Below are 23,431 nucleotides of genomic sequence, written 5' to 3' on the forward strand. Positions count from 1 at the left end.
ATCTGCTGATGTCGATCGGCATGGGGCTGATGTCGACGCCGGGCTGGGGGCGTGGCGTCGCTGCCGGGCTGAAGAACTACCAGGATAACGAGGGGAAGCGCGCCGCTTCCGACCTCGCCAGAGCCGAGTTCGGCCTGAAGGTCCGGAAGGATGCGCAGGAGCAGCGCCAACTCTCCGGGAACGCCCAGTACGTTGCGAGCAAGATCCCCGGCATCAGCCCGGAGCAGGCGCTCACCCTAGGCGGCAACAGCGCCTTCATGAACGAGCTGTTCAAGGGCGTGCTGCCGCCGACGGAGCTGTACAAGCAGTACACCGACGCTGACGGCAACCGGTGGAACCGGAACGAGCGGACTGGCCAGGAAACCATCGCGCTCAAGAAGGACGACGACAAGACCGTGACCCCGGTCCCCGAGGCCGACCGGGTGGCGCTTGGCCTGCCTGCGGGCTCCTACCAGAAGGACGCCAACGGCAAGATCAGCCCCATCAACGCGACCGGCACCACGATCAACATGGGCGCCGAGAAGGCGCAGGACGCGACCGTGGGCAAGGCGTACGGCGACTATCAGGTCGACCTAGCCACCAAGGGCCGGAACGCCGGCAACACCCTCAACAGCCTCGCGCTGATGGAGCAGGCGGCCCGCAACCCGAACTTCTACTCCGGCACGGGCGCGGAGACGGTGAAGCGGGCCAATCAGTTCCTCGTCGCCATGGGCGTGAAGGACGCGAACTACACCAAGCCCACCGAGGTATTCGACGCCCTCTCCAACAAGGTCGTGCTCGACGGTCTCGGCGGCTCGCTCGGCCCGGGCATCTCGAACACCGACCGCGACTATATCGGCCGCACCGCGCCGACGCTGGCCCAGAGCCAGGCCGGCAACCTCGAACTCATCGCGATCGCCCGCTCTCTCGCGCAGCGGCAGCAGGCGGTGTCGAAGCTGGCCCGGGACTATGCCGCGAACAACGGCGGTCGCCTGGATTCCGGCTTCGATCAGAAGCTTGAGGAGTATGCCGGCGCCAACCCGCTGTTCCCGGCGGCGCAGGCCGCGGCGACGCAGCGGTCCGACGGCGCCACCGGCGCGAGTGGGCCCGGCGGCATCGCGGCCCCGCGCTCCCAGGCCGATTTCGATGCCCTGCCGAAGGGGGCGATGTACGTCGACCCCTCCGATGGCCGCCGCTACCGGAAGAACTGATCCATGGCCGGACCCCGCTTCAGCGGCACCCTCGTCGAGGACGATGCGGCACCGGCTCCGGCCGGCCCGCGGTTCTCGGGCACGCTCGTCGAGGACGATGCGCCCGCGTCGGCAGAGGGCGGCCGCGCGCACGGTGCCCTCAACGCCTTCGCCCGCGGCGTCGTGAACGGTCTGCCCATCGTCGGCCCGTACGCACTGGCCGGGATCGATCGCGCCGACGCGGCGGTGCGCGCTGTCCAGAACGACTCCCGCTACTCCGACGAGGTCGACGGGGCGAAGCGCTACGGCGCCGAGGTCGCGGCCGAGCACCCGATCGCCGAGACGGCGGGCGGGATCGGCGGCGGCATCGTCGGCACCGCGCCCCTCGTCCTGGCCGCGCCGGCCGCGTTCGGGGCGGGGGCCGGTGGCCTCATGGCCCGTTCGGCGGCCTCGGCCTTTTCTGGTGGCATCCTCGGCACGGCGGATGCCGCCGTTCGTAGTGGCGGTGATGCCAAGGAGACGCTGAAGGGCGGTGTCGCGGGCGCAACCCTTGGTGCTGCCGCCCCCGGTCTCGGGCAAGCAGTTGGCGCCGGCGCCCGCAAGATCGCCGAGGCTGTGGGCATGCGTGCGGTCCCGTCCGCTGGCATGGGCGCACCGGCCATGGAGAAGCTGGCGGCCGACACCTCCAACGCCGGCGGGACCGGCGCGGTGCGGGTGCGCTTGGGCGAGCTCGGCCCCGAGGCGATGTTGCTCGACGCCTCGCCTTCGTTCGAGGGCCGTGCGCAGGGCCTCGCCGTGTTGCCCGACACCCGGGAAGCCATCGTCGACCCGCTGCGCCAGCGTGCGGCGGGTGCAAATGCCCGGCTCGCTGCCGATGTTGATCAGCATCTCGGCCCGACAATGGACCCGGCCGCTTTTGCTGCCGAGTGGCAGAACGCCTATCGCGAGGCCGTGCCGCCTCTTTATCAGCAGGCGCTCGGTCAGCCCGTCCAGGTCGACACGTCCCCCGTGCTGGAGACGATTGGGCGCATGGGCGCGCAAGAGAAGGGCGGTGCCGAGCTGGCGCTTCGCCGCGCTTGGGGGCTGCTCCACGCCGAGCAGGAGGTGCCGGGTCTCGGCCGTGCGGTTGTGCCGGACCGGCGCCCCGAGGCGCTGCACAACGCAAAGGAAGCGCTGGACTCGATGATCGCGCACGTCCAGGCGCAGCAGGGCTCGGCCGCCGCGAGCGAGTTGCGCGCTCTGTCAGCCGTGCGCTCGGGCGTGAACGATGCCCTCGAAGCGCAGGTGCCAGGTTACGCCGAGGCGAACCGGACGGCGCAGCATTTCTTCCAGCAGCGCGACGCTTTCGACGCCGGGCAGCGCCTGCTCAACGGGGGTCGCGAGGCGGCCCGCCCCGCCCAGGTCGCCGCCGACACCGCGGCCATGACGCCGGAGGTGCAGCAGGCCCAGCGTCTCGGCCTACGCACGGAGGTCGACCGCCTCGTCGGCACGCAGCTCAACGACCGGCTGGCACTCCGGAAGGCGCTGATGGGCGAGGGAGACTACAACCGCGCCCGGATGGGGACCGTATTCGGTGAGGAGCCGACCGCGGGCATGGCGGCGGCCGTCGACCGTGAGGCTGCGTTCGACGCGACACACCAGAACATCGTGCGGAATTCGCAGACAGCGCAGCGGACGGCAGCCGCGGCTGACCTCGCGCCCCGCGACGTGCGCCCGTCGGCGTCCGATGCCGTGCCGGCTGTTGCCGCCGCGGTTGGCGGCGTCCAGGCGGGCCTCGCCGCGCAGGCTGCGAAGCTCGGCATCAAGGGCGCACAGGCTGGCCTCAACGCCGCTGGCCGGGCCCGCGACATCGCCCGCAACAAGGAACTTGCTGAGGCGCTGACTCGCCGCCAGGGCGAGCAGCTCGACGCCCTGCTGGAGGCAATCGGGGCCCGGCAGGCCGCGGAGCGGATGGCGAGTGGCGTTGGGCGCGCGGCGCAGATCGGGACGACGGCCGCGACGGTCTCGCAGGCTGATCGGGCGCGGGCTTACGTGCCGTTCGGGTTCTTGCCCGCCGTACGGTGACCACGCCACGCGTAGAGGCCGCACCCAGCCATTAGCACCAGGAAGATCGCCCAGGACGCGAACCCGCCGAAGCGATCCCAGGCCCAGTCCACCGCACCCGGCACGGTCGCGTTAACGACCCACGAGACCCCCGCCATGGCGGCGGCGAACAGGACGAGGGTCAGCAGGATCTCGGGCCAGCGGCGCATCAGCGGATCGCCTCGCAGCGGCCGCTGATAACGGTTGTTAGACCAACGCGGAAAAACGTCACATTAGTCTCCGATTTCCAGGCGCGAACGCGAATGAAGTCGGTGATCATCCTGCTGGGTGACAATCCCGGACTAGCGACAAAATCACTACTGTCGCCTCCCTGCTGGACAATGTGCCATTGAGCAACGCCGAGAGGTCCACGGATGGTGCCGGCATCGGTATCAACGATGAGCGTACCTAGGGCGTCGCGGGCTGGGCGATCATCTGGGTAGCTGCCGAGCCTTCCATCCTCACCCAACCGCCGGACATCCTCCGCCACGCACCTATAGAGAGCTCCCGCTTCCGCCGCATGGACCCACATGGAGCACCATGTCGCTGCTGCCTGCGCGATCATCCATAGCGTGAAGGAAAGCCAACGGGGCATACAGCTACCTATTCGCTCGTAAAACCTGCGCAAACCCAGCCAATTGCCCAGCAGAGGCCATATAGCGCAAGCGCCAGCATCGAAGACATAAACAATCCCGAGCCGAACAATCTGGCAAATATATTAGGAAAGCTTGGTCTGTCTGTGCCGAAGCTGCCATATAGATCTTGATTTGATATATAGTATGCCTTACCGGGGCATCCAACGTCAGTTGTGTAAAAACCGTTATTGCCCTGGGATGTTGTCAGTCCTTTATTGATCTTTTCTAGCAGGCAAGATGTCTGATCGTACTTACTGGTTGCGAAATCGCCCTCATTATAACCCCAAAATGTAGAAGCTATGACGCCGGCCGCAAACACCGGCACTGATATAAGGAGGCCAATCCGCTTGGCGCCCCTGATCAGACGCTGACCCAAATTCAACGGCGCGCTCATCGTCTCTGTTGCCTGCTATGCGCCATTGTCCCCTCGTCGCGGCCATCAACCTACGCGCGTGTCCGGCGCGCTGAATATGACGTGCCAGCCACACACTTGACCCGACGGGCGAACCGCGGGAATAAGCCACCGTCCGCAGCGCTGCGCGCCGGACCCTGAAAGCCGCTCCGCAAGGGCGGCTTTTCGCGTTTCAGGACCTCCCGACATGCCGACTGCCGCAGACCGCGACGCGCTGATCGCCAGCGCGCAGCGCATCGGCGCGGATCCGCTCGACCTTGCGACCGTGATGTCGTTCGAGAGCGGGTTCAGCCCTTCGATCCGGGGCGGCTCGGGCAACCGGCACATCGGCCTGATCCAGTTCGGGCCGACCGAGCAGCAGCAGTACGGCGCGAGCCAGGACCAGAGCTTCGCCGACCAGCTTCCCGCCGTCGAGCGCTACCTGACCGACCGTGGCTTCAAGCCCGGCATGGGGATGCTCGACCTCTACTCGACGGTGAACGCTGGCCGACCCGGGCTCTATGACCGGAGCGACACGGCGAACGGCGGCACGCCCGGCACCGTCGCCGACAAGGTCAACGGCCAGATGGCCGGCCACCGAGCGAAGGCCGCCGCCTTCCTCGGCGGGGCGTTCTCGCCCGGCTCGGCTGCGCCCCGCGGCGCGTTCGGTCTGTCCGGACCGGTCGCGGCCGGCACCGACGGTTCGGTGACCCCCGCGGGCGGCGCCGCGATGCAGTCGCCTGAGGCGGACCGCACCCTCCAGGTCGCCTCGCTCCTCCGGACGCTCACCGCCGCCGATGCGCCGGCCGCCTCGCCGGTGGCCCAGGCCGCCGCGGCACCCGCGCAGGCTCCGGTCCAGATGCAGCCGGCTCGCCGGCAGGCCCCCGCCTTCGACGCGCAGCGCTTCTTCGCGCTGCTGCCCGGCACCAAGACCCGCTAACCCGAGGACGGCTCTATGCCCGGCGCCATCAACTGGGACGTCGCGCCCTCGGGCAACGACGTCTCGGATCCCCCGATCATCTTCAACGAGGGGCAGCCGGCCAAGACCATCAACGACGCCATGCGCGCGCTGATGGCCTCCATGAAGCTCTGGATGCTCGACAACGCGGGCGTGAACCAGGCCTACGGCTCGGACGCCTACACGGTCATCACCCAGCAGGGCGTCTCGGCGAAAGCTGCGGCCACGGCGCACACGCTCAAGTTCCGGACCACGACCACCAACCTCAACCCCTGCACCCTGGCTGCGGACGGGAACGCACCGAAGCCGTGGCTGCGTTGGGACGGGACGCAGTTCGGGCCCGGCGACATCGGACAGAACGTCGTCTGGTCGGTGGTCTACGACCCCGACGCGAAGGTCTACCGGACCCTTTCGCCCACCACCGAGCAGGCCGGGGCGATCAAGGCCTTCGGCGGCCCCAACGTCCCCTCCGGCTGGGAGATCTGCGACGGCCGGCCGGTCTCGCGCACCAGCTATGCCGCCCTGCTCGCCGCGATCAGCACGTTCTGGGGCAACGGCGACGGCTTCACGACCTTCAACCTGCCGGACCTGCGCGGGCGGTCGCTGTTCGGCGCGAACCGCGGGCTGAACCTGCTCTCGGGTGCGGGCGGGCTCGTCGGCTCGCTCGGCTACCTCGGCGGCGGCGAGGTGGTGGCGATGCTGCCGAACCAGATGCCGCGGCACATGCACACCTCGACCATGTCGCCGGCCGGTGCCTTCTCGCCGAACATCCAGTCCGCCGGTGCGCACAACCACGGCGGCACGAACATCGACGGCGCCCACGACCACACCGGGTCGACGAACGTCACCGGCAACCACGCCCACGTCGGGACGACCGACATCAGCGGCGACCACGCCCACGTGGTCCAGTACGGCTACGGGCTGGTGAGCACCGCCACGCCGAACAACGCGCAGGTCGTCACCGGCATCAACTTGGGCTCGCAGGGCAACGGCCAGACCACCCAGAGCGGCCCGCACGTACACACGTTCACAACCGTCGCGACCGGCAACCACGCGCACAGCTTCGGCACCGATCCGGGCGGCACGCACAGCCACGGCATCCAGCTCGACGGCAGCCACACCCACACGATCGATCCGACCCCGGCCCACACCCACACGCTGGTGATCGACACGGCCGGCTCGGGCGACCCGCACCCGAACGTCCCGCCGGGCGCGGTGGTGACGTGGGCGATCAAGACCTGAGGACCGGATGAGCGCCTTCGACTGGAAGACCGACCCGACCCAGAACGGTCAGGCCGATCCCGCCGTGCCGGCCGTGGCCGGGACCACGGCGCGCCTGTTCCCCGATGCGGCGCGCGGGATCATGGCTGGCGTGGCCATGCTGGTCGCGGATCAGGGTGGCGCGCTCGTCTCGACAGGGGCCGGTGACGTCTTCGAGGTGCAGACCACCTCCGGGCTGAAGCCGGCTCCCGGCGTGATGATCGGCTTCTTCGCGGACCGCGACTGCATCGCCGAACCGGCCCTCGCGGTCGACGGCTACGGACCCGCCCCGTGGCGGGATTCCTCCGGCGTCGAACTGGCGCCGGGCGCGGTGCGGAAGGGCGAGTTCCAGCTCGTGGTCTGGGACGAGGCGATCATGCCCGCATCGCCCGGATGGCGGAAGGTCAATCCAGGCCCGACCGATCTCGCCGTGCTGAACGTGAACGTGCTCCTGCAGGCGCTCACCGCGATCCTGCCGAACACGCCCCCGCCCGGGAAGGGCAAGCCCTGGTTCAACGGCGTCTCGATCGCCTTCACGACGGCGGACTGACATGGGTGCTTTCGACTGGTCGACGCAGGCCGTGCAGAACGCCACGGCCGACGCCGACGTGCCTGCGCGCGACGGGACATCGGCCCGCGACCTCCCCGCCCTCGTCCGGGACCTCATGGCGGCGCAGGCCGCGGTGCTGGCTGACCAGGGCGGCGCCATCGTCACCGGCGGCCTGGCCAACGCGTACCTCGCGCGCACCGCCTCGGGCGTGCCCCGGATCCGCCCAGGCATCGCGATCCTCATCCAGGCCGATCGGGACAACACCGGCTCGCCGACGCTGAACGTCGACAGCATGGGCGCCCGCCCTTGGCGGCACTTCGACGGCTCCGCCCCGCCGCCCGGCCGTATCCAGGCCGGCGCCTTCTACCTCGTCGTGGCCTCTGGGAACGCCTGGGTCAGCGACTTCGGCGGCATCGACGAGGGCCAGGCCGAGGACATCGCCATCACCGCAGCCCTCATCTTCGGCGGGATCTGACATGAAGCTGCCCCCCATCCTCACGGGCATCGTCCTCGATCCCGTCGCCGGTACGCTGGACTTCTCCGCGCTCGGTGCCGGCTTCGATCCGCGCACCGTGCTCGCCGTCCTGCACGAGCCGACCAACCGGTTCATCTTCGCGAAGGGCCGCTCCGGGCTCGGCTACGCGTCGATCGCCGGCTCGGTGATGACGCTGGCGGCCAACACCACCGGCCTCGCGACGGGCCCCCTCACCGGGTTTCGCGACGACGGTGCGCTGATCGCGACCGACGCGCGCCTCGAGGCGTGCCGCGCGCTGCTGGCCACCGCCAACGCTACGCTCTCGAACATCGCGACCGGCCTGGGCACGCCGTCGGACGTCGCGCCCGGATCCGACGCAGCGACCGGCTCGCTCATCGCCAAGGTGACGCGCCTTCTCGGGACGCAGACCGGCATCGCGACCGTCCTCGCCGCGATCCGCGATCGCCTTCCGGCCGCGCTGGTCGGCGGTCGGCTCTCGGTCGACGGGTCCGGCGTCGTGCAGCCGGTCACGGTCGGCAATTTCCCTGCGACGCAGCCCGTCTCCGGCACCGTCAGCCTCGGGGCCGGCGCGGCGCAGATCGGCACCATCGGGAACGCCTTCGCGCTCGACGCGACGTTGCAGGGGGTGGCGACCTCGAACGCGGCCATCAGCACGGCGACGGGCGCGCCGACCGATGTCGCGACGGCCGGCGGTACCAGCACCAGCATCATCGGTGCCCTGCGTGCCATCCGTGACAAGCTGCTCGGCACCTTGACCGTCAGCGGCACGGTGACCTCGAACCAGGGTGCGGCAGGCGCCGCCGCCTGGAAGGTGGACGGATCCGGCGTGACTCAGCCGATCTCGGCGGCCGCCCTGCCGCTGCCGGCGGGTGCCGCAACGGATGCGCTTCTGGGTACGGTCAACACCTCCATCACCGGCCTCTCCACCGCGACCGGAACGACGGCGGACGCCGCCACGGCGTCGGGTGCGAACACGAGCGTGATCGGCGCGCTTCGGGCGATCCGCGACCGGCTTCTGGGCACCCTGACCTCCGCCCCGGCCGATGCGCCGGCGGCCACCGCCTTCAGCTTCACCGCGGTTGGCAGCACCGCATGGATCGACACCACCGGGTACGCGTACCTCGACGTCGACCTGTCGTCGTTCGGCTCGGGCAACTCCGTGGTCGTGCAGTACCAGGGCTCCGGCGGCGCGGCGAACACGGCGGTCACCCTCTTCCCGGGCAATCTGCCGACCGGCGGACTGCTCGCCTTCCAGGCCGTGCCGTCCAGCGGACTGACGCGCGTTCCGGTCCAGGGGAAGCTGATGCGGCTTTCAGTGGCGATCTACGGCTCCGGGACCGTGGCCGGCACGCTGACGCTGCGCGCGAACGGATGGTCACCGAACGCCGCCTACGTCACGGGCGGCCAGGTCAATGCGACCCTGGGCTCGGTGTCATCCCCCTACGCGGTCGCGACCACGACGCTCTCCACGAGCGCTCAGCAGATCGTCGCCGCGGGCAGCCTGACCAACCAGCGCACGATCAAGAACACCGACGCCTCGATCACGATCTACCTCGGGCCGAGCGGCGTGACCGCCAGCAACGGGTACCCGCTCAAGCCCGGCGAGACGATCACCTTCGACGCCCGGAACACCTCCGCAGCGCTCTTCGCGGTCGCCGCCAGCGGCACGCCGGTGGTCTCGGCCATCGGGTTCTGACGCGTCTCGCGCTCCCTACTCTTCGCCGCTGGTCGAGCTCTTCCCGAGGTTCAATATGTTCGACCCCACCCAGGCGCGTCGGTACGGCTCGCCGCTGATGTTCCGGCCGGAGATGGACCGGATCGTCCTCCACGGTCCCGGCTCCGAGGGCCCGGTCGAGGGGATGAGCGTGGCGGCCTCCTCCGCCAATCAGGCCCCCGCTCCCCTGCCGATGCCGCGGCTGCTCAAGGGCATCCCGCGCGACAAGCCGCTGTCGCCGTTCTGGTGGATCGACCCTGCGCGCGAATGGGGCATCCGCAACGGTGTCGATGTCGCCGACACCCGCCCCATGCTGCAGTCGGCTCTCGATGCCGGCGAGGACCTGGATCTCGGCTCCGGCGGCAGGTTCTGGCTCTCCGACAAGCTGACGTACAAGCGGCAGTGCCAGCAGATCCTCGGCTCGCGCCCGTTCTCGTACGAGTTCCAGTATCGTTACGGCGCGTCCCTGTGCGTGGCGAGCGGCCGGGCGGGCTATCCGAGCTTCAATCTGGGAGCATCGTCGGTCGTTGAGCAGACCCACGAGTGCTCGCTCTCCAGCGTCGGCATCTCCTTCTGGCATCCCGGCTCCGCGCAGCTCGGCAGGGCGCCGACCCGGGATGATCTGATCCGGTACCCGTGGGCAATCGATCTCACGACCTCGAGCCGCAGCCGTCTGACTGACGTGCAGGTGCAGCGGGCGTGGAATGGCATCAACGGCAACAGCAACGCCACCGGCAAGAACGGCGGCGCCTGGAACTGGCGCGATCTCGAACTCGGGTGCTTCAACGAGATTTACCACATCGGCTGCACCGGCACCGACTTCGTCACGATCGACAACGTCCGGGGATGGGTTTTCGGCATCGGCGGAACCGAGTTCGAGACGATCTACAACACGTACAGCCCGTTCGCGACGATCGAAGGCGTTGATGGCGGCGCCATCACGCGCTCAACTTTCTGGCGTTCGCGGCTGATCTACAACAATATCAGCAACCTCGGCCTGCATCTCGGCGACATGTTCTTCGATGGTGGCGCCAATGGTGGCCCCAACATCGACTTCGTCGGCGGCCAAGCGACGCTCTCCTCTCTGCGCATCAACACGGATGCCCAGTCGATCGGCATGCATGTCGGCGGCGGCAAGCCGACGATCGGCGTGCTCTCGATTACGGGCGTGGGCCAGAAGACGCCGGCGAACCCGCTGATCTTGGTCGATGGCGCCGCCGGCGTGCTGCAGGCGGCAGTCACGCGGATGGAAGCCTTCAACGACAACTCCCACGTGCCCGACAACCGCTGCCAGACCATCTTCGCGCTGTGCAGCGCTGGGGAGATGAACCTGGGCGAAACCCGGATTGGCGGCATCAGCAACGTCACCCGGACGCAGCCGGTGATCTGGCAGAAGGGATCCGGCGGGCGGCTCAGCGTCACAAACCTGCGCCCGGATGATGCGGGGACGGGCTCGGGCACGCTTCTGCAAATCGATGCTGACACTCAGCACAACATCCTCGGCGTACAAAAGACTGGCTGGAACGTCGCTCTGCCGGCCATTCAGAACGTCGGTAATTATATCGGCATCAAGTAATCATTCTGCTTGCTTTAACTGCCAGTAAGTAGCTCGCCGCCCTCCTCAATCTCTGGATTGCTTGATGACCCTGCGCTTCCTGGCGCGGGCCGCCCTCGCGTGCCTCGTGTTCTCGGGATCGGCTCCGTGCGCCCTGGCCGAGACCGCCTCTTGGTACGGCCCGGGCTTCCACGGGCGCCGAGCCGCCGACGGCTCGCGCTTCGACCAGGATGCGCTCACCGCCGCGCATAAGACCCTGCGGTTCGGGACCCGGGTGCGGGTGACCTGCGCCGCCACCGGCCGCTCGGTCGTCGTGCGCATCACGGACCGCGGCCCGTTCGTCGCCGGCCGAGCGATCGACCTCTCGCGCGGCGCGGCCCGGGCCATCGGCCTGTCGGGCGTCGGCCGCGTCCACCTCGCCATCCTCGGCTGACCCGGAGACCACTATGGACGTCTCGCCCATCGGACGCGCCGCCCTCGAGGGGCGGGAAGGCACCCGGCTGACCGCCTACAAGGATTCCGTCGGCGTCTGGACGATCGGCACCGGGATCACGACCGCCTCCGGGCTGATCAAGGTCGTGCCGGGCCTCACGATCACGCCGCTCCAGTCCGACGCGCTCTTCGCCGCCGCGCTGGAGAAGTACGCCGCCCCGGTCCGCGCCGCCCTGGCCAAGCCGGTCCCGCAGCCGTTCTTCGACGCCTGCGTGAGCCTCGCCTACAACATCGGGCCGGTCGGCTTCGCGCACTCGACCGTGGTCCGCCGCGCCAATGCCGGCGACCTCGCGGGTGCCGTCGAGGCGTTCCTGATGTGGAACAAGCCGGCCGCGATCATCTCGCGCCGGCAGGGCGAGCACGACCAGGCCGCCCTCGCCTCCTACGATGGCGTCAAGGTCTACGCGCGCCGCGGCGACCGCTCGCCTGTGAAGGCGATGGCCGGCACGCTGCCGGCTCCGGCAACCGCACCCGACCCGCTTGCGCCGATGACAGCGGCCAAGCCGACGGTCGCCGCGCCGGTCCCGGCCGCCCAGCCCGGCTTCTGGGCGCGTCTCCACGCTCTGCTCTCCCGGAAGGACAAGGTGGCCTGACATGCATCGCGCCCGCTTCCGCCGGGTCCGCCTCGGCATCCTGCGTTGGTACGCTGCCGCGCGCGGGTACCGGATCTACGCGCTCGCCCTGGTGCTCGCCGTGCCCGACATCCTCGACGCGCTGGCCGGCGTCGACTTCACCGTGCTGCTGCCGCCGGGCTGGGGCGCGAAGTCCGCCTCCATCCTCGCCATCGCGCGCGTCGTGCTGGGCATCGTGATCCGGCGCCTCGCAATGGTCGGCCCGCCCCCGGCCGCCGGAGGGCCGCGCTGATGCCAGCTCTCCTCGCCATGGCCGGCAGCCTCCTCGTGAAGCTGTTCGGCTCGGGCATCGTTCAGGCGGTGCTCGCCTATCTGAACAAGCGCTCCGACAACGGGGTGCTGACGAACGCGCAGAACGTGACCGGGGACGTCACGTTCGCCCAGGCGCAGCTCACCGCTTACGTCGAGGAACGGAAGGTGGTCGCGCAGGAGCGCGCCGAGCAGCACCTCTCGCCCTGGACGGCCTGGATGATCCCGACAGCGTTCGGGCTCTGCATGATCCACTTCGGCGCGATCGTCCTCGACAGCACCTTCCGGTTCAACTGGCAGGTCGCGAAGCTGCCGGCGCCGTACGACGCGATGGAGAACGCCATCGTGCTCTCGGTGATCGGCGTCGCCGGCATCGCCCCGACCGTCCGCCGGATCTTCGGCAAGTAGCCGCTCCCTCCTGAGACCCGCGCCATGTCCGACGAGAAGCCCCGCCGCGCCCGCCGGCCGGCCGTGCCGCGCAAGGGACTGGACCTAATTGGCGAGGGCCTCGACCGTCGCGTTCCACCCCCGATTCCCCCTGGTCTCGGCGAGGGCCTCCTCGAGCGAGCGAGCCGAGAAGACGACCCCATGCACAATCCGCAGATCGAAGGCCTGCTCGGCAGGCTGCTGGAGCGCTCAGACGCCAACGGGCGCCAGCTCGACGACGTGCAGAAGAAGATGAGCCGCATCGACGAGCGGCTAGAGGGTGTCGCCTACCGCCGGGACATCGAGACCTTCATGCACCGCGACGAGATCGAGCGCCGGATCGACAAGGCCGTCGAGGGCGCGAAGGCTGAGGCGAAGGAAGGGCTCGGCGAGGTTCGGAAGGACGTCGGGAAGCTCCAGAGCCTCGTGGTCTGGGGCAGCGGTGGCATCATCACCGCGTTCGGCGGCCTGCTGCTTAAGCTGATCTATTCGAGCGCGCACATCCCGATCTGAACGCCACTCCACATCCTACCTCACACCCTCCGGCGCCCTGGCTTCGGCCGGGGCGCCTTTTGTCGTTTCCGATATTCATAGTTGTAACTAGGCAGAGCTGGAAAATTGCTTTTGATTAATCCTCATATCGCGATAAGTCCGGCCTCTTTTTTGGATAAATTATCTCTTTTACAGTATCAAAATTCTTATCGACAACGTCGTAAAATCCCCGTGGGCCCTTGCGAGTAAGAACACCAGCATCGACCATCCGCTTCAGATGCGATCTAAATGTTGCCGGCTTAAGGCCTGGATCGACATCAATCAGTGCCTTAAATATTTCGGCAGATTTGAGTGGCGATCCGGATTTTTCAATCGTCTGCCTAACTATGCTCTGGAAGGATAATCTTGCGACGCTGTTTTTCCTGAGCCCTCGAATGGGTTGGGACGGCCCCTTTTCCAAGCCGATAAGAAGCCGTTCCACGAGCTCGATCTCAGCAGATACTGCTACTGCCTTCTGCCGCAACCTTTTCAAGCGCGTGGCGAGCTGCTTCCGAACCGCGGCGTCCGCTTGCATGTTGCGTTCCTAGTTTTTTGCAACGTTGGAAAAGACCATGCAAACTCAATCATGTCAAAGGCTTAGCCCCCTTGCAAAAGAGTTGCGAATGTGATACTTGCATCAAGCGCTATCGCGCTTGATGCAAACTTCTCGTGTGCGTTAGCGTGCAAGTTTTGCAACTTTCGTGGCAAGCTCCGGCTTTCTCAGGTTCCATAGGAGGGCCGCATGACGCACGCGTATCGCGACGACCCTCAGGGGTCGATTGAGGATTTTATCAGAGGTCGATTTGGTGCTGTTGAAATCAGGTCCATTCAGGTGGACGAAGATTTTGACCGCGACGGGCTGCCGGTTTTCAATATAACCATCATGGTTGAAGGCACCCCTTCCGAAATCGCCCGTAAAGAGCCCCCTGGTTTCTTGTCAAAACTTAGGGCGCACGTCGAAGACGTTTACCACGCGTTTCCTGTGGTTCGCTTTCGTTCGGCCGGCTTCCAGGGAGCCTAGCTTTGCCCAATGCGACACTTCAGACCGCTCAGTATCTTACTGATCGGCCTGGAGGAAGTACGCGCGAAGATCTGTGCGCCGCAATAAGCACAACCTATTACGCGGTCTTCGAGGCCCTCGCGAAGCTTACAGCTGATCTAATAGTTGGGCAGCCCGGACCCGACAGAGCTGAGCGCGCTTGGCGTCACGTTTATCGTGCCAACGATCACACGCGCATAGCCACAAAGTGCGCGCAGAAACATCTACAGCGGTTCCCACAAACGATAGTAGATTTCTGCGAGTTCTTTCTACAAATACAATATAAACGTCATCAGAGCGACTACGAATTTGGCTATTGCCCCGAGCGAACAGAAGTTCTTATCGACATACAGCGTGCAGAAAATCAGATTGACCGGTTGGTTGCTTTCGAGGAAAAGCATCTGAGGGCGTTTTGCGTATTTATCCTCTTCGAAAAGCATCGGCACGAGGAGCAGCCAAAACAAATTAATCGCAATCCATAGCAGCTCTGCGATTATCCTAATATTTTATCTCGCGTATATTTTAATTGGGTGGCGTACTTTCACGTACGCTCTACATAGATCATTAACTTGGCCCCACTATGGGCGCGGTTCATGTCAGAACTCCCGAACGCCGTCGCCTCCTGGCGCGACCAGATCGAGCGCCTGTCCGAGCACGTCTCGCCGTGCCGGTATCTGACGCCGACTCGCTGGGCGGCGATGCGGGCGAACGCGCTGGCCTTCATCGACCAGCACGGCGCCGAGGCACACCGGCTCGGCTGGACAGCGGAGCAGTTGTTCGGCGTCCATCCGGAGCACGGCTTCCTGCGCGTCGAGTATGCCGGTGCCCTGATGGTCAACGACAGCAAGGTCGTCGGCGTGGAGCCGCACCGGATCGTGTTCGACCGGTTCAGCGGCTACCGGACGAAGCCTGGGCAAACCTGGGGACCGCCGGTCTGGGAGATCGCGGCCAAGGGGCGCGGCTGATCGCGCCTGTGATCTGCGAGGATGTCGGGGGCAAGCCCGTTGTGAGCCGGCGCAGGATGTTGCGCCGGGCAAGCCATTAACACGTCGCGCCTTTTCCGAGAGCAAAGTGCCGGTATGTCCATTTACGTACCGAGCCGACCATGCATTTCGAGATCCGCTCCACCGGCCGCCACCTCTGGACTTGGGTGCTGCTCGACGCGACCCACCTGACGGTGATGGAATCAGATCGGACATTCCCGTCAGAGGCGCAGGCGTCGGCCGCGGCGCTGGCCTTCTCGAAGCTGGTGACCCGGGCCGGCAAGACCCTGACCGGCGGCCCGGTGGGCGGCCTGCTCTAGCCCAGGGGCACCGGGCCGCCGCGTCGCCGCTCATCCTCATCCTGGGCTGCGTGCAGCTTCTTCGTGGCGATGAGCATGTCGAGCCACGCGATGGCCTTCTCGTGGGCTTCCATGGCGCGAACATCGCCGAGGCACTGCGCCAGCTCCCATCGATGCCAGGAGCGCACGTCGGATAGCGCCTGCAGGTAGCCCTTCTGCTCGTCGGTCATGATCCGCCCGCGATCGCGTCCGTCAGCGCCCGGGCGATCACCTTCGCGGCTTCGATGCCCTCCGCCGGTGAGACCCGATGCGTCTGGATCCGCCGCTCTCGGTCCTCGGACACGTAGATGTAGGCCGCGACCCGGTCGCCCGAATCCATCACCTTCACGGCCTCATCGAGCTGCACGATGCGCAGCGGCAGGGAGAGGCCGAATGGGTTGGTCGGTTGCTCAGCCATGCCGCTATGCCGACGCCGAGGCCAGCAGGCACCTGCGGGCGCTCTCCAGCCGATCCTCGTCGGATCGCTCCGGCATGTCAGCGGCGATCCTCATAACGATCTGCCGCGTGGCCGCCTCGTCGAGGCCGAGCCCGCGCGCAAATCCATCCAGCCGCCGCATCATGTACTGGATGGCGGCGCGTTCATGCGCGGATGCGGAATCGTCGCTCACCGCTTCCTCGATCGGTTCGTCGCCGGCTCGGCCACCAGAAGCGCGGGTTCACGAGGACCATCAGCGCCAGGACGTACAGGCCTACGCCTGCCCATGCGCCAAGCCTGAAGGCCTCGAAGCCGATGGCCACCCCACCCGCGAGGATCGCGAGCATCCATCCGAGAGCTGTCGGGTTCATCCTCGCTCATCCCTTCACCGGGTGCGCCAGCAGGATCGCGGTCCGGACCATGTTGCGCTTCCAGGCTGGCTTGTCGGTGGTGAGCGCCTCGGCCGCGCGGGTGTTCGTCCGCAGCGTCTCGACGAGGTCGAGGGTCCAGCCTTTCGAGAGCGGGTATGATTCGGTCGCCAGATCCGCGAGCACCGCGTCGACCGCGGCGTCGATCTCCTGGTCGGTGACCTCGGCGGCCTTGCGCAGCTCGGAGACGGTCGGCGGTTCCTTGGCCATCGGCTCCGGCTACCCTCCATCACGAGCGGCGCACCAACCGAGAACACACCGTGGGGGATTCCGTGGGTGGTTTTGGCGCCCCATGGTCCCCACGTGCACCGTCCGTTCCGCTTCGGCTTACCGGCGGCCGGTCGGTTGTTCGTGGAAAAAGCCTTTCAGCCCAAAGGCTTTAATGGTCGGAGTGGCGGGATTCGAACCCACGACCCCTAGTCCCCCAGACTAGTGCGCTAACCGGGCTGCGCTACACTCCGACGCCGCTAGGGCTCGCGGCTCTTAGCCTCCGCGCCGCGCCCGCGCAAGCCCTCCGGCGCGCGCGGGCCGCGCGGAGATGCTGGCTCTCGCGGGTCAGGCCCGCTACGGGGAGGCCTCACCCCGACACTTGCCCGAGGATCATGACGGACCGACCGATCGCCTTCGATCTCACGCGCCTCGTCACGCGGCTGCGCCACGCGAGCCCGTCGGGCATCGACCGCGTCGACCTCGCCTACGCGCGCGCCTATCTCGGCCGGGCGGAGACGGGCGTCGGCGTCGTCGCCACGGCCTTCGGACCGCGCATCCTCGATCGCGCGCAGGCGCTGGAGATCGTCGAGGCGGTGGCGGCCGGCTGGGTCGAGGACCGGGACGCCGGGTCGGACCCGGTCTACCGGCGGCTCGCGTCCCGGTGCGGCGATCCCGCCGCCCCGCCGTCGCCGCTCGCCGCGCCGCGGACCGGGTCCGCCGAGAGGCGCCGGATCCAGGCGCGCAAGACCGTCGACATCGCGCTGCGTGGCCGGTCGGTCGCCGTCCTGCCCCAGGACGCGCTCTACCTGCACACCTCGCACCTGCGCCTCGACGACCCGCGGCGGTTCGACTGGCTCTATACCCGCCGGGACGTCCGGGCGGCGTTCTTCGTCCACGACCTCATCCCGATCACCCATCCGGAATACGGCCGGTCCGGCGAGGCCGACCGCCACCGGGCGCGCCTGCGCACGATCGGGCGGCACGCCTCCGCCATCCTGGTGAATTCGGAGGATACCGGCCGGCGCACCCTCGCGCACCTCGCCGCCGAGGGGTTCGGAAGGCCGCCGGTGGCCGTGGGCCATCTCGGCGTCGAGCCTGCCTTCGGGCGCGACGGACCCCGGTTCACGCCCGACCGGCCGACCTTCCTGGTCTGCGGCACCATCGAGTCGCGCAAGAACCATCTGCTGCTGTTCCAGATCTGGCGGCTCCTCGCCGAGCGCCACGGGAATGCCGCGCCCCGGCTCGTCGTGGTCGGTCGCCGGGGCTGGGAGGCGGAGAGCGCCATCGACATGCTGGAGCGCTGCCCCGGCGTGCGCGCCCACGTCATCGAGGCCTCGGGATTGTCCACGCACGGTCTGGCGGCGCTCATGCGCAGCTGCACCGCCCTGCTGATGCCGTCTTTCACCGAAGGGTACGGCATTCCCGTCGTCGAGGCCGCGGCCTCCGGGCTGCCGGTCGTCGCCTCCGACATCGCGGTCCATCGCGAGATCGCCGACAGCTTCGCGCTGTTCCGCGATCCCCTGGACGGTCCGGGCTGGATCGAGGCGATCGAGGCGCTCGCGCGGCCCGGCGCGCCCCTCCGGTCCGAGCTGGCCGGTCGTCTCGACGGGTATCGGCCGCCGGACTGGCCCGCGCATTTCGCCGCCGTGGCGCCGACCCTCGCGGCGCTCTGAGAGGGGGCCGGCCCGCGCCGGGCCGGCAACGGTCGGCCCGCCTGCCGGCCGGTCGCGCGCCGACGACGCACGTTGCGCCGCCGAGGTCTGACGAATAAGGAAAAGCGTCAGTCAACCAGCCTGGCCGAGAGCGGGCGGAACGGAGATCCTGCCGATGCGGGTGGTCGACCTCGATCGCGAGACGGTCAAGCGCGGGCTCGATGACGGCTCGATGCTGATCATCGATGTCCGTGAACCGCATGAATACGCGGCCGGGCACATCCCGGGCGCCGTCTCGCACCCGCTCTCGAGCTTCGATCCGCGGGCGGTCGCGGCCCTCGTGGCGGAGGACGGCCGGCGGGCGGTCTTCTCGTGCGCCGCGGGCGTCCGCTCCGTCCACGCGCTGATGGCCGCGCAGAACGCCGGGCTCGACCTCGCCGAACATTACAAGGGCGGCTTCAAGGACTGGTACAGCGCTGGCGAAACCGTCGACTGATCAACCGTTTCAATCCGGCTCGCGAGGCCGTGATGTGCGGTCGCGCACAAGCAACACCGTCGACCGCGGGTTACGGCGCACCCGCGGCGGAACAATCGTCAAGCTCGGCGCGACCGGACGGTCGGCCAACGGACAGCAGGACCCGATGCGCAGCCGGCTTCCCAGCCTTCTCACCGTCTTGTCAGGCCTGATCGCGGGTCTCGCGGCAGGGCCCCTCGCGACCCCCGCCCGCGCGCAGGCGCCGGGCGGCCCGCCGCCCAAGGTCACCGTGGCCAAGCCCGTGGTGCGCCAGATCGTCGAGCAGGATCAGTATACCGGTCGCTTCGACGCGATCGAGTACGTGGAGGTCCGCGCCCGGGTTACCGGCTACCTCGAGAAGATCAACTTCGTCGACGGCCAGACGGTGAAGAAGGGCGACGTCCTGTTCGTGATCGACCGGCGCCCCTACAAGGCGGCGCTGGAGCAGGCCCAGGCGGCCCTGGCCTCCGCCAAGGCGCGCCAGTCCTTCTCGCAGACGGACCTGGAGCGCGCGCAGACCCTGTCCCGGAGCGGTAACATCTCCGAGCAGGTCACCGACCAGCGGCGGCAGGCCTCGCAGACCGCCCAGGCCGACGTCGACAGCGCCCAGGCCGCCCTCAACAACGCCCAGCTGAACTACGACTTCAGCGAGGTGAAGGCGCCGATCAACGGCCGCATCAGCCGCCGCCTGGTGACCGAGGGCAACATCGTCAGTGCCGACCAGACCATGCTGACGACGATCGTGTCCCTCGACCCGATCTATTTCAGCTACACGGTCGATGAGAAGTCGTTCCTCAAGTACCAGAACAGCCTCGGCATCGGCATGGGCCAGACCCAGCAGGGCAAGGGCGTGCCGATCCTGATCGCGCTGTCCGGGGAGGCGAAGCCGACCCGCAAGGGCACCCTCGACTTCGTCGACAACCGCGTCGACAACGCCACCGGCACGATCCTGCTGCGCGCGACCGTCCCGAACCCCGACATGTTCATCAAGCCCGGCCTGTTCGGCATCGTCTCGATGCCGGCGACCAAGCCGTTCCAGGGCATCCTGCTGCCCGACGAGGCGGTGTCCGCCAACCAGGACAAGCGCATCGTCTACATCGTCGGACCCGAGAACGTGATCCAGCAGAAGGACGTCGTGCTCGGGCCGAAGGTCGACGGCTACCGGGTGATCCAGTCGGGGCTGAAGGGCGACGAGACCGTGGTGGTCAACGGCCTGTCCCGCGTCCGTCCGGGCGCGAAGGTCACCCCCGAGACGATCGAGCTGCCGCCGAGCAAGACCTGAGCCCGCGCGGCTCGACACGAACGCCTTCGTGCGCGCCGCGCGGCGCGCCCCGCACCGACGACGCAGGGCCCCGTCCGGGAGACCGGCGGGCCTCAGAGGTTTGACCGATGCGTTTCGCCCACTTCTTCGTCGACAGACCGATCTTCGCGTCCGTCACGTCGATCGTCTTCCTGATCCTCGGCTTCGTGGCCTACGAGAGCCTGCCGGTCTCGCAGTACCCCGAGATCGTGCCGCCGACCGTGACGGTGCGCGCCTCCTATCCGGGCGCCAACGCCGAGACCGTGGCCGCCACGATCGCGACGCCGATCGAGCAGGAGGTCAACGGCGTCGACAACATGCTCTACATGACGTCGTTGTCGACCAACGACGGCAACATGCTGCTGACCGTGACCTTCAAGGTCGGCACCAACCTCGATATCGCGAACGTGCTGGTGCAGAACCGGCTGTCGGTGGCGCAGCCGCGCCTGCCGCCGGACGTGCGCAACCTCGGCGTCACGGTCCGCAAGGCCTCGCCCGACCTGATGCTGGTCGTGCACCTGCTCTCCCCGAACAAGACCTACGACCAGAACTACCTCGCCAACTACATCTACCTGAACATCCGCGACGAGCTGCTGCGCCTCGACGGCGTCGGCGACATCACGATCTTCGGCGGTAACGAGTACGCCGAGCGCGTCTGGGTCGACCCCAACAAGCTCGCCGCCTACGGCCTCTCGGTCACCGACGTCACGACCGCCCTGCAGGAGCAGAACGTCCAGGTGGCCGCCGGCCAGCTGAACGGTCCGCCGGCCGCCAAGGGCGAGGCGTTCCAGCTCGTCGTGCAGTCGCAGGCGCGGTTCAAGACGCCGGAGCAGTTCGCCGAGGTGATCATCAAGGCGCAGGACGGGCGCCTCGTCCGGGTCAAGGACATCGCCCGCGTCGAGATGGGCCAGAAGGACTACACGACCAACTCGTTCCTCAACGACACGCCCGCGGTGGGCATCGGCGCCTTCCAGCGGCCGGGCACCAACGCCCTCGACGCGGCGGCGTCGGTCAAGAAGGTGATGGAGGAGGTCAAGAAGAACTTCCCGCCGGACGTCGAGTACCGCATCGCCTACAACCCGACGGAGTTCATCGAGGAATCGATCCACGAGGTCTACAAGACGCTGTTCGAGGCGGTCGGCCTCGTCGTCATCGTGGTGCTGGTCTTCCTCCAGAGCTGGCGGACGGCCCTGATCCCGGTCATCGCGATCCCGGTCTCGCTGATCGGCACCTTCGCGGCGATGGCGGCCTTCGGCTTCTCGCTGAACAACCTGACCCTGTTCGGGCTGGTGCTCGCCATCGGCATCGTGGTCGACGACGCGATCGTGGTGGTGGAGAACGTCGAGCGCAACATGGCCGAGGGCCTGTCGCCGGGCGATGCCGCGCACAAGACCATGGACGAGGTCGGCGGCGCGGTCATCGCCATCGCGCTGGTGCTCGCCGCGGTGTTCGTGCCGACGGCGTTCATCCCGGGCATCTCGGGCCAGTTCTACAAGCAGTTCGCGCTGACCATCGCGGCCTCGACCCTGATCTCGGCCTTCAACTCGCTGACCCTGTCGCCGGCGCTCTGCAAGCTGCTGCTGGTGCCCCACCACGCCCGCAAGGAGCCGAAGTTCTTCCTGACCCGGTTCGTGAACTGGCTGGCGAACGGCTTCAACCGCGCCTTCGACGCCACGTCGAACGCCTATGGACGGTTGATCCGGGTCCTGACCGGCGGCATCGTCGGCCTCGGCGTGATGCTGCTGGTCTACGCGGCGGTGATCGCCGGGACGCTGCATCTGGCGCAGACGACGCCCACGGGCTTCATCCCCGACCAGGATCAGGGCTACCTGATCGGCGTCGTCCAGCTCCCCTCCGGCTCCTCCCTCGACCGCACCACGGAGGTGTGCCTGCGCGCCGCCAAGCAGGCCCGGACGGTCGACGGCGTGGCCAACGCGGTGATCATCGCGGGCTTCGACGGCGCCACCTTCACGAACACGACCAATGCCGGCGTGATGTTCCTGACCCTCAAGGGGGCGAAGGAGCGCGCCGAGCAGGGGCGGAGCGCCGCCGTGATCACCGGTGAGGTGCTCAAGGCCACGTCCGACATCCAGGAGGCGCGGGTCATCGTCATCCCGCCGCCGCCGGTCCGCGGTCTCGGCAACGGCGGCGGTTTCAAGATGCAGATCGAGAGCCGCCAATCGTCGGACATCGGTCCGCTCATGGCCGCCGCCGGCGAGGTCATCGCCCAGGCGAACCAGAGCGCGGACGTCCAGCGCGTCTTCACGACCTTCGACAACTCGACGCCGCAGCTCTTCCTCGACATCGACCGCACCATCGCGCGGATGCTGAACGTGCCGCTGGCCAACGTGTTCTCGTCGGTCCAGGCGGATCTCGGCGGCACCTACGTCAACGACTTCAACACCCTCGGCCGCATCTACCAGGTGCGCCTGCAGGGCGACGCGGCCTTCCGCACGTCGGTGCAGGACATCTCGCAGATCAAGGTGCGCTCCTCCACCGGCGCGCTGGTGCCGATGGGCACGCTCGCCTCGGTGCGGGACGTCACCGGGCCGCAGATCGTGCAGCGGTTCAACCTGTACTACTCGGTCCCGGTGCAGGGCGTGGCCAAGCCCGGCGTCTCGACCGGCCAGGCGCTCAACGCCATGGAGGAGATCGCCAAGAAGGCGCTGCCCGACGGCTACTCCTACGACTGGACCGAGATCGCCTACCAGCAGAAGGCGGCGAGCGGCACGGCCGGCGCGGTCTTCGCCCTCGGCGTGCTGCTGGTCTTCCTCGTGCTCGCCGCGCAGTACGAATCCTGGGCGCTGCCCCTCGCGATCCTGCTGGTGGTGCCGACCGGCGTGCTCGCCGCCCTGGCGGGCGTGCAGTTCCGGGGGCAGGACAACAACATCCTGACCCAGATCGGCCTGATCGTGCTCATCGGCCTCGCGGCGAAGAACGCGATCCTGATCGTCGAGTTCGCGCACGACATCGAGCAGCGGGAGCACCGCGGCCCGGTCGAGGCGGCGGTGGAGGCCTGCCGTCTCCGCCTGCGCCCGATCCTGATGACCGCCTTCGCGTTCATCCTCGGCACCCTGCCGCTGGTCGTGGCCACCGGCCCCGGCGCCGAGATGCGCCAGGCGCTCGGCACCGCGGTGTTCTTCGGGATGATCGGCGCGACCTTCTTCGGCCTGTTCCTGACGCCGGTCTTCTACGTGGTCATCCGCCACTTCTCGATCTGGCTGGGCCGATTCCGGAAGAAGCACACGCACGGCGATCCCGGCGGCGCCGCCCCGGCCCACGGCTGACGGCCAGCGCGGCCGCCAAGCCCGGGCCGCCAGAACCCGGAGGCCGCGCCGGATCCGCGAGGGTCGGGCGCGGCTTCCGCGCGACGGGCGGGGGGCGCCCGGTG

Annotated in this window: 29 protein-coding genes and 1 tRNA gene; 20 read left to right on the forward strand and 10 right to left on the reverse strand. The window is 68.0% G+C overall.

Going from position 1 to position 23,431, the window contains the following annotated elements:
- Positions 1-8: 8 nt before the first annotated feature.
- Positions 9-1,190: a hypothetical protein gene (locus J3A75_RS18045; RefSeq protein ID WP_209650594.1), complete on the forward strand. Its 1,182-nt coding sequence runs from the start codon at positions 9-11 to the stop codon at positions 1,188-1,190.
- Between the two features lie 3 nt (positions 1,191-1,193).
- Positions 1,194-3,233 carry a hypothetical protein gene (locus J3A75_RS18050; RefSeq protein ID WP_209650595.1) on the forward strand — a complete coding sequence of 680 codons (2,040 nt, stop codon included), beginning with the start codon at positions 1,194-1,196 and terminating at the stop codon, positions 3,231-3,233.
- On the opposite strand, the gene J3A75_RS18055 is transcribed toward J3A75_RS18050, so the two are convergent.
- The 3 genes from J3A75_RS18055 to J3A75_RS18065 all read right to left on the reverse strand — a co-directional run bounded on the left by J3A75_RS18055 (position 3,197) and on the right by J3A75_RS18065 (position 4,280).
- On the reverse strand, positions 3,197-3,421 hold the full coding sequence (locus J3A75_RS18055; RefSeq protein WP_209650596.1) for a hypothetical protein: 225 nt from the start codon (positions 3,419-3,421) through the stop codon (positions 3,197-3,199). The two genes, J3A75_RS18050 and J3A75_RS18055, sit on opposite strands and share 37 nt — an antisense overlap.
- Positions 3,421-3,720, reverse strand: a complete 300-nt coding sequence (locus J3A75_RS18060) for a hypothetical protein (RefSeq protein ID WP_209650597.1) — start codon at positions 3,718-3,720, stop codon at positions 3,421-3,423. Before J3A75_RS18060 ends, J3A75_RS18055 begins: the two co-directional genes overlap by 1 nt.
- A 134-nt stretch (positions 3,721-3,854) precedes the next feature.
- Positions 3,855-4,280 carry a hypothetical protein gene (locus tag J3A75_RS18065; RefSeq protein ID WP_209650598.1) on the reverse strand — a complete coding sequence of 142 codons (426 nt, stop codon included), beginning with the start codon at positions 4,278-4,280 and terminating at the stop codon, positions 3,855-3,857.
- 205 nt (positions 4,281-4,485) lie between these two features.
- On the opposite strand from J3A75_RS18065, the gene J3A75_RS18070 reads away from it, so the two are divergent.
- From J3A75_RS18070 to J3A75_RS18120, 11 genes are all read left to right on the forward strand, one after another.
- A complete protein-coding gene (locus J3A75_RS18070) occupies positions 4,486-5,217 on the forward strand; it encodes a hypothetical protein (protein ID WP_209650599.1) in 732 nt (243 codons plus the stop codon).
- Positions 5,218-5,232: 15 nt separating this feature from the next.
- Positions 5,233-6,477 carry a phage tail protein gene (locus tag J3A75_RS18075; protein WP_209650600.1) on the forward strand — a complete coding sequence of 415 codons (1,245 nt, stop codon included), beginning with the start codon at positions 5,233-5,235 and terminating at the stop codon, positions 6,475-6,477.
- A 7-nt stretch (positions 6,478-6,484) separates the two neighbouring features.
- Positions 6,485-7,045 (forward strand): hypothetical protein, encoded by a 561-nt coding sequence (locus tag J3A75_RS18080; RefSeq protein WP_209650601.1) that lies wholly within the window; start codon positions 6,485-6,487, stop codon positions 7,043-7,045.
- 1 nt (position 7,046) lies between these two features.
- On the forward strand, positions 7,047-7,520 hold the full coding sequence (locus J3A75_RS18085) for a hypothetical protein (RefSeq protein ID WP_209650602.1): 474 nt from the start codon (positions 7,047-7,049) through the stop codon (positions 7,518-7,520).
- Position 7,521: 1 nt separating this feature from the next.
- Positions 7,522-9,237 (forward strand): hypothetical protein, encoded by a 1,716-nt coding sequence (locus J3A75_RS18090; RefSeq protein WP_209650603.1) that lies wholly within the window; start codon positions 7,522-7,524, stop codon positions 9,235-9,237.
- A gap of 55 nt (positions 9,238-9,292) precedes the next feature.
- Positions 9,293-10,831 (forward strand): hypothetical protein, encoded by a 1,539-nt coding sequence (locus J3A75_RS18095; protein ID WP_209650604.1) that lies wholly within the window; start codon positions 9,293-9,295, stop codon positions 10,829-10,831.
- A gap of 64 nt (positions 10,832-10,895) precedes the next feature.
- A complete protein-coding gene (locus J3A75_RS18100; RefSeq protein ID WP_209650605.1) occupies positions 10,896-11,243 on the forward strand; it encodes a septal ring lytic transglycosylase RlpA family protein in 348 nt (115 codons plus the stop codon).
- Between the two features lie 13 nt (positions 11,244-11,256).
- On the forward strand, positions 11,257-11,895 hold the full coding sequence (locus tag J3A75_RS18105; RefSeq protein ID WP_209650606.1) for a lysozyme: 639 nt from the start codon (positions 11,257-11,259) through the stop codon (positions 11,893-11,895).
- Between the two features lies 1 nt (position 11,896).
- The gene (locus tag J3A75_RS18110) at positions 11,897-12,166 is read left to right on the forward strand and encodes a hypothetical protein (protein WP_209650607.1); all 270 of its coding nucleotides are present in this window, start codon (positions 11,897-11,899) and stop codon (positions 12,164-12,166) included.
- Positions 12,166-12,591, forward strand: a complete 426-nt coding sequence (locus J3A75_RS18115) for a hypothetical protein (protein WP_209650608.1) — start codon at positions 12,166-12,168, stop codon at positions 12,589-12,591. Before J3A75_RS18110 ends, J3A75_RS18115 begins: the two co-directional genes overlap by 1 nt.
- 24 nt (positions 12,592-12,615) lie before the next feature.
- Positions 12,616-13,122, forward strand: coding sequence for a hypothetical protein (locus J3A75_RS18120; RefSeq protein WP_209650609.1), 507 nt, complete (start codon positions 12,616-12,618; stop codon positions 13,120-13,122).
- Positions 13,123-13,237: 115 nt separating this feature from the next.
- Here J3A75_RS18120 and J3A75_RS18125 read toward each other — a convergent pair whose 3' ends face one another.
- Positions 13,238-13,675: a hypothetical protein gene (locus J3A75_RS18125; protein WP_209650610.1), complete on the reverse strand. Its 438-nt coding sequence runs from the start codon at positions 13,673-13,675 to the stop codon at positions 13,238-13,240.
- Positions 13,676-13,882: 207 nt separating this feature from the next.
- Between J3A75_RS18125 and J3A75_RS18130 the strand changes: the two genes are divergently transcribed.
- The 3 genes from J3A75_RS18130 to J3A75_RS18140 all read left to right on the forward strand — a co-directional run bounded on the left by J3A75_RS18130 (position 13,883) and on the right by J3A75_RS18140 (position 15,482).
- Positions 13,883-14,161, forward strand: a complete 279-nt coding sequence (locus J3A75_RS18130) for a hypothetical protein (protein ID WP_209650611.1) — start codon at positions 13,883-13,885, stop codon at positions 14,159-14,161.
- 611 nt (positions 14,162-14,772) lie between these two features.
- Positions 14,773-15,144, forward strand: coding sequence for a hypothetical protein (locus tag J3A75_RS18135; protein ID WP_209650612.1), 372 nt, complete (start codon positions 14,773-14,775; stop codon positions 15,142-15,144).
- A gap of 140 nt (positions 15,145-15,284) precedes the next feature.
- Positions 15,285-15,482, forward strand: coding sequence for a hypothetical protein (locus tag J3A75_RS18140; protein WP_209650613.1), 198 nt, complete (start codon positions 15,285-15,287; stop codon positions 15,480-15,482).
- Here J3A75_RS18140 and J3A75_RS18145 read toward each other — a convergent pair.
- From J3A75_RS18145 to J3A75_RS18165, 6 genes are all read right to left on the reverse strand, one after another.
- Positions 15,479-15,691 (reverse strand): hypothetical protein, encoded by a 213-nt coding sequence (locus J3A75_RS18145; protein WP_209650614.1) that lies wholly within the window; start codon positions 15,689-15,691, stop codon positions 15,479-15,481. The genes J3A75_RS18140 and J3A75_RS18145 overlap by 4 nt on opposite strands.
- The gene (locus J3A75_RS18150) at positions 15,688-15,918 is read right to left on the reverse strand and encodes a hypothetical protein (protein ID WP_209650615.1); all 231 of its coding nucleotides are present in this window, start codon (positions 15,916-15,918) and stop codon (positions 15,688-15,690) included. Before J3A75_RS18150 ends, J3A75_RS18145 begins: the two co-directional genes overlap by 4 nt.
- A 4-nt stretch (positions 15,919-15,922) precedes the next feature.
- Complete coding sequence (locus J3A75_RS18155) at positions 15,923-16,129, reverse strand: hypothetical protein (protein WP_209650966.1); 207 nt, start codon at positions 16,127-16,129, stop codon at positions 15,923-15,925.
- On the reverse strand, positions 16,101-16,307 hold the full coding sequence (locus tag J3A75_RS37385; RefSeq protein WP_409518668.1) for a hypothetical protein: 207 nt from the start codon (positions 16,305-16,307) through the stop codon (positions 16,101-16,103). Before J3A75_RS37385 ends, J3A75_RS18155 begins: the two co-directional genes overlap by 29 nt.
- A gap of 6 nt (positions 16,308-16,313) precedes the next feature.
- A complete protein-coding gene (locus J3A75_RS18160; protein WP_209650616.1) occupies positions 16,314-16,574 on the reverse strand; it encodes a hypothetical protein in 261 nt (86 codons plus the stop codon).
- 173 nt (positions 16,575-16,747) lie between these two features.
- Positions 16,748-16,825: transfer RNA gene (locus J3A75_RS18165), tRNA-Pro, on the reverse strand.
- Between the two features lie 141 nt (positions 16,826-16,966).
- On the opposite strand from J3A75_RS18165, the gene J3A75_RS18170 reads away from it, so the two are divergent.
- The 4 genes from J3A75_RS18170 to J3A75_RS18185 all read left to right on the forward strand — a co-directional run bounded on the left by J3A75_RS18170 (position 16,967) and on the right by J3A75_RS18185 (position 23,327).
- A complete protein-coding gene (locus tag J3A75_RS18170) occupies positions 16,967-18,247 on the forward strand; it encodes a glycosyltransferase family 4 protein (RefSeq protein WP_012319402.1) in 1,281 nt (426 codons plus the stop codon).
- Positions 18,248-18,401: 154 nt separating this feature from the next.
- Entirely contained in the window at positions 18,402-18,722 is a 321-nt protein-coding gene (locus tag J3A75_RS18175) for a rhodanese-like domain-containing protein (RefSeq protein WP_012319403.1), read from the forward strand.
- Between the two features lie 145 nt (positions 18,723-18,867).
- Positions 18,868-20,022 carry an efflux RND transporter periplasmic adaptor subunit gene (locus tag J3A75_RS18180; RefSeq protein ID WP_012319404.1) on the forward strand — a complete coding sequence of 385 codons (1,155 nt, stop codon included), beginning with the start codon at positions 18,868-18,870 and terminating at the stop codon, positions 20,020-20,022.
- Positions 20,023-20,129: 107 nt separating this feature from the next.
- The gene (locus J3A75_RS18185) at positions 20,130-23,327 is read left to right on the forward strand and encodes an efflux RND transporter permease subunit (RefSeq protein ID WP_012319405.1); all 3,198 of its coding nucleotides are present in this window, start codon (positions 20,130-20,132) and stop codon (positions 23,325-23,327) included.
- Positions 23,328-23,431: the final 104 nt, after the last annotated feature.

Origin of the sequence: Methylobacterium sp. PvP105 (genome assembly GCF_017876975.1) — a bacterium.
GTDB classification, from domain to species: Bacteria; Pseudomonadota; Alphaproteobacteria; order Rhizobiales; family Beijerinckiaceae; genus Methylobacterium; species Methylobacterium radiotolerans.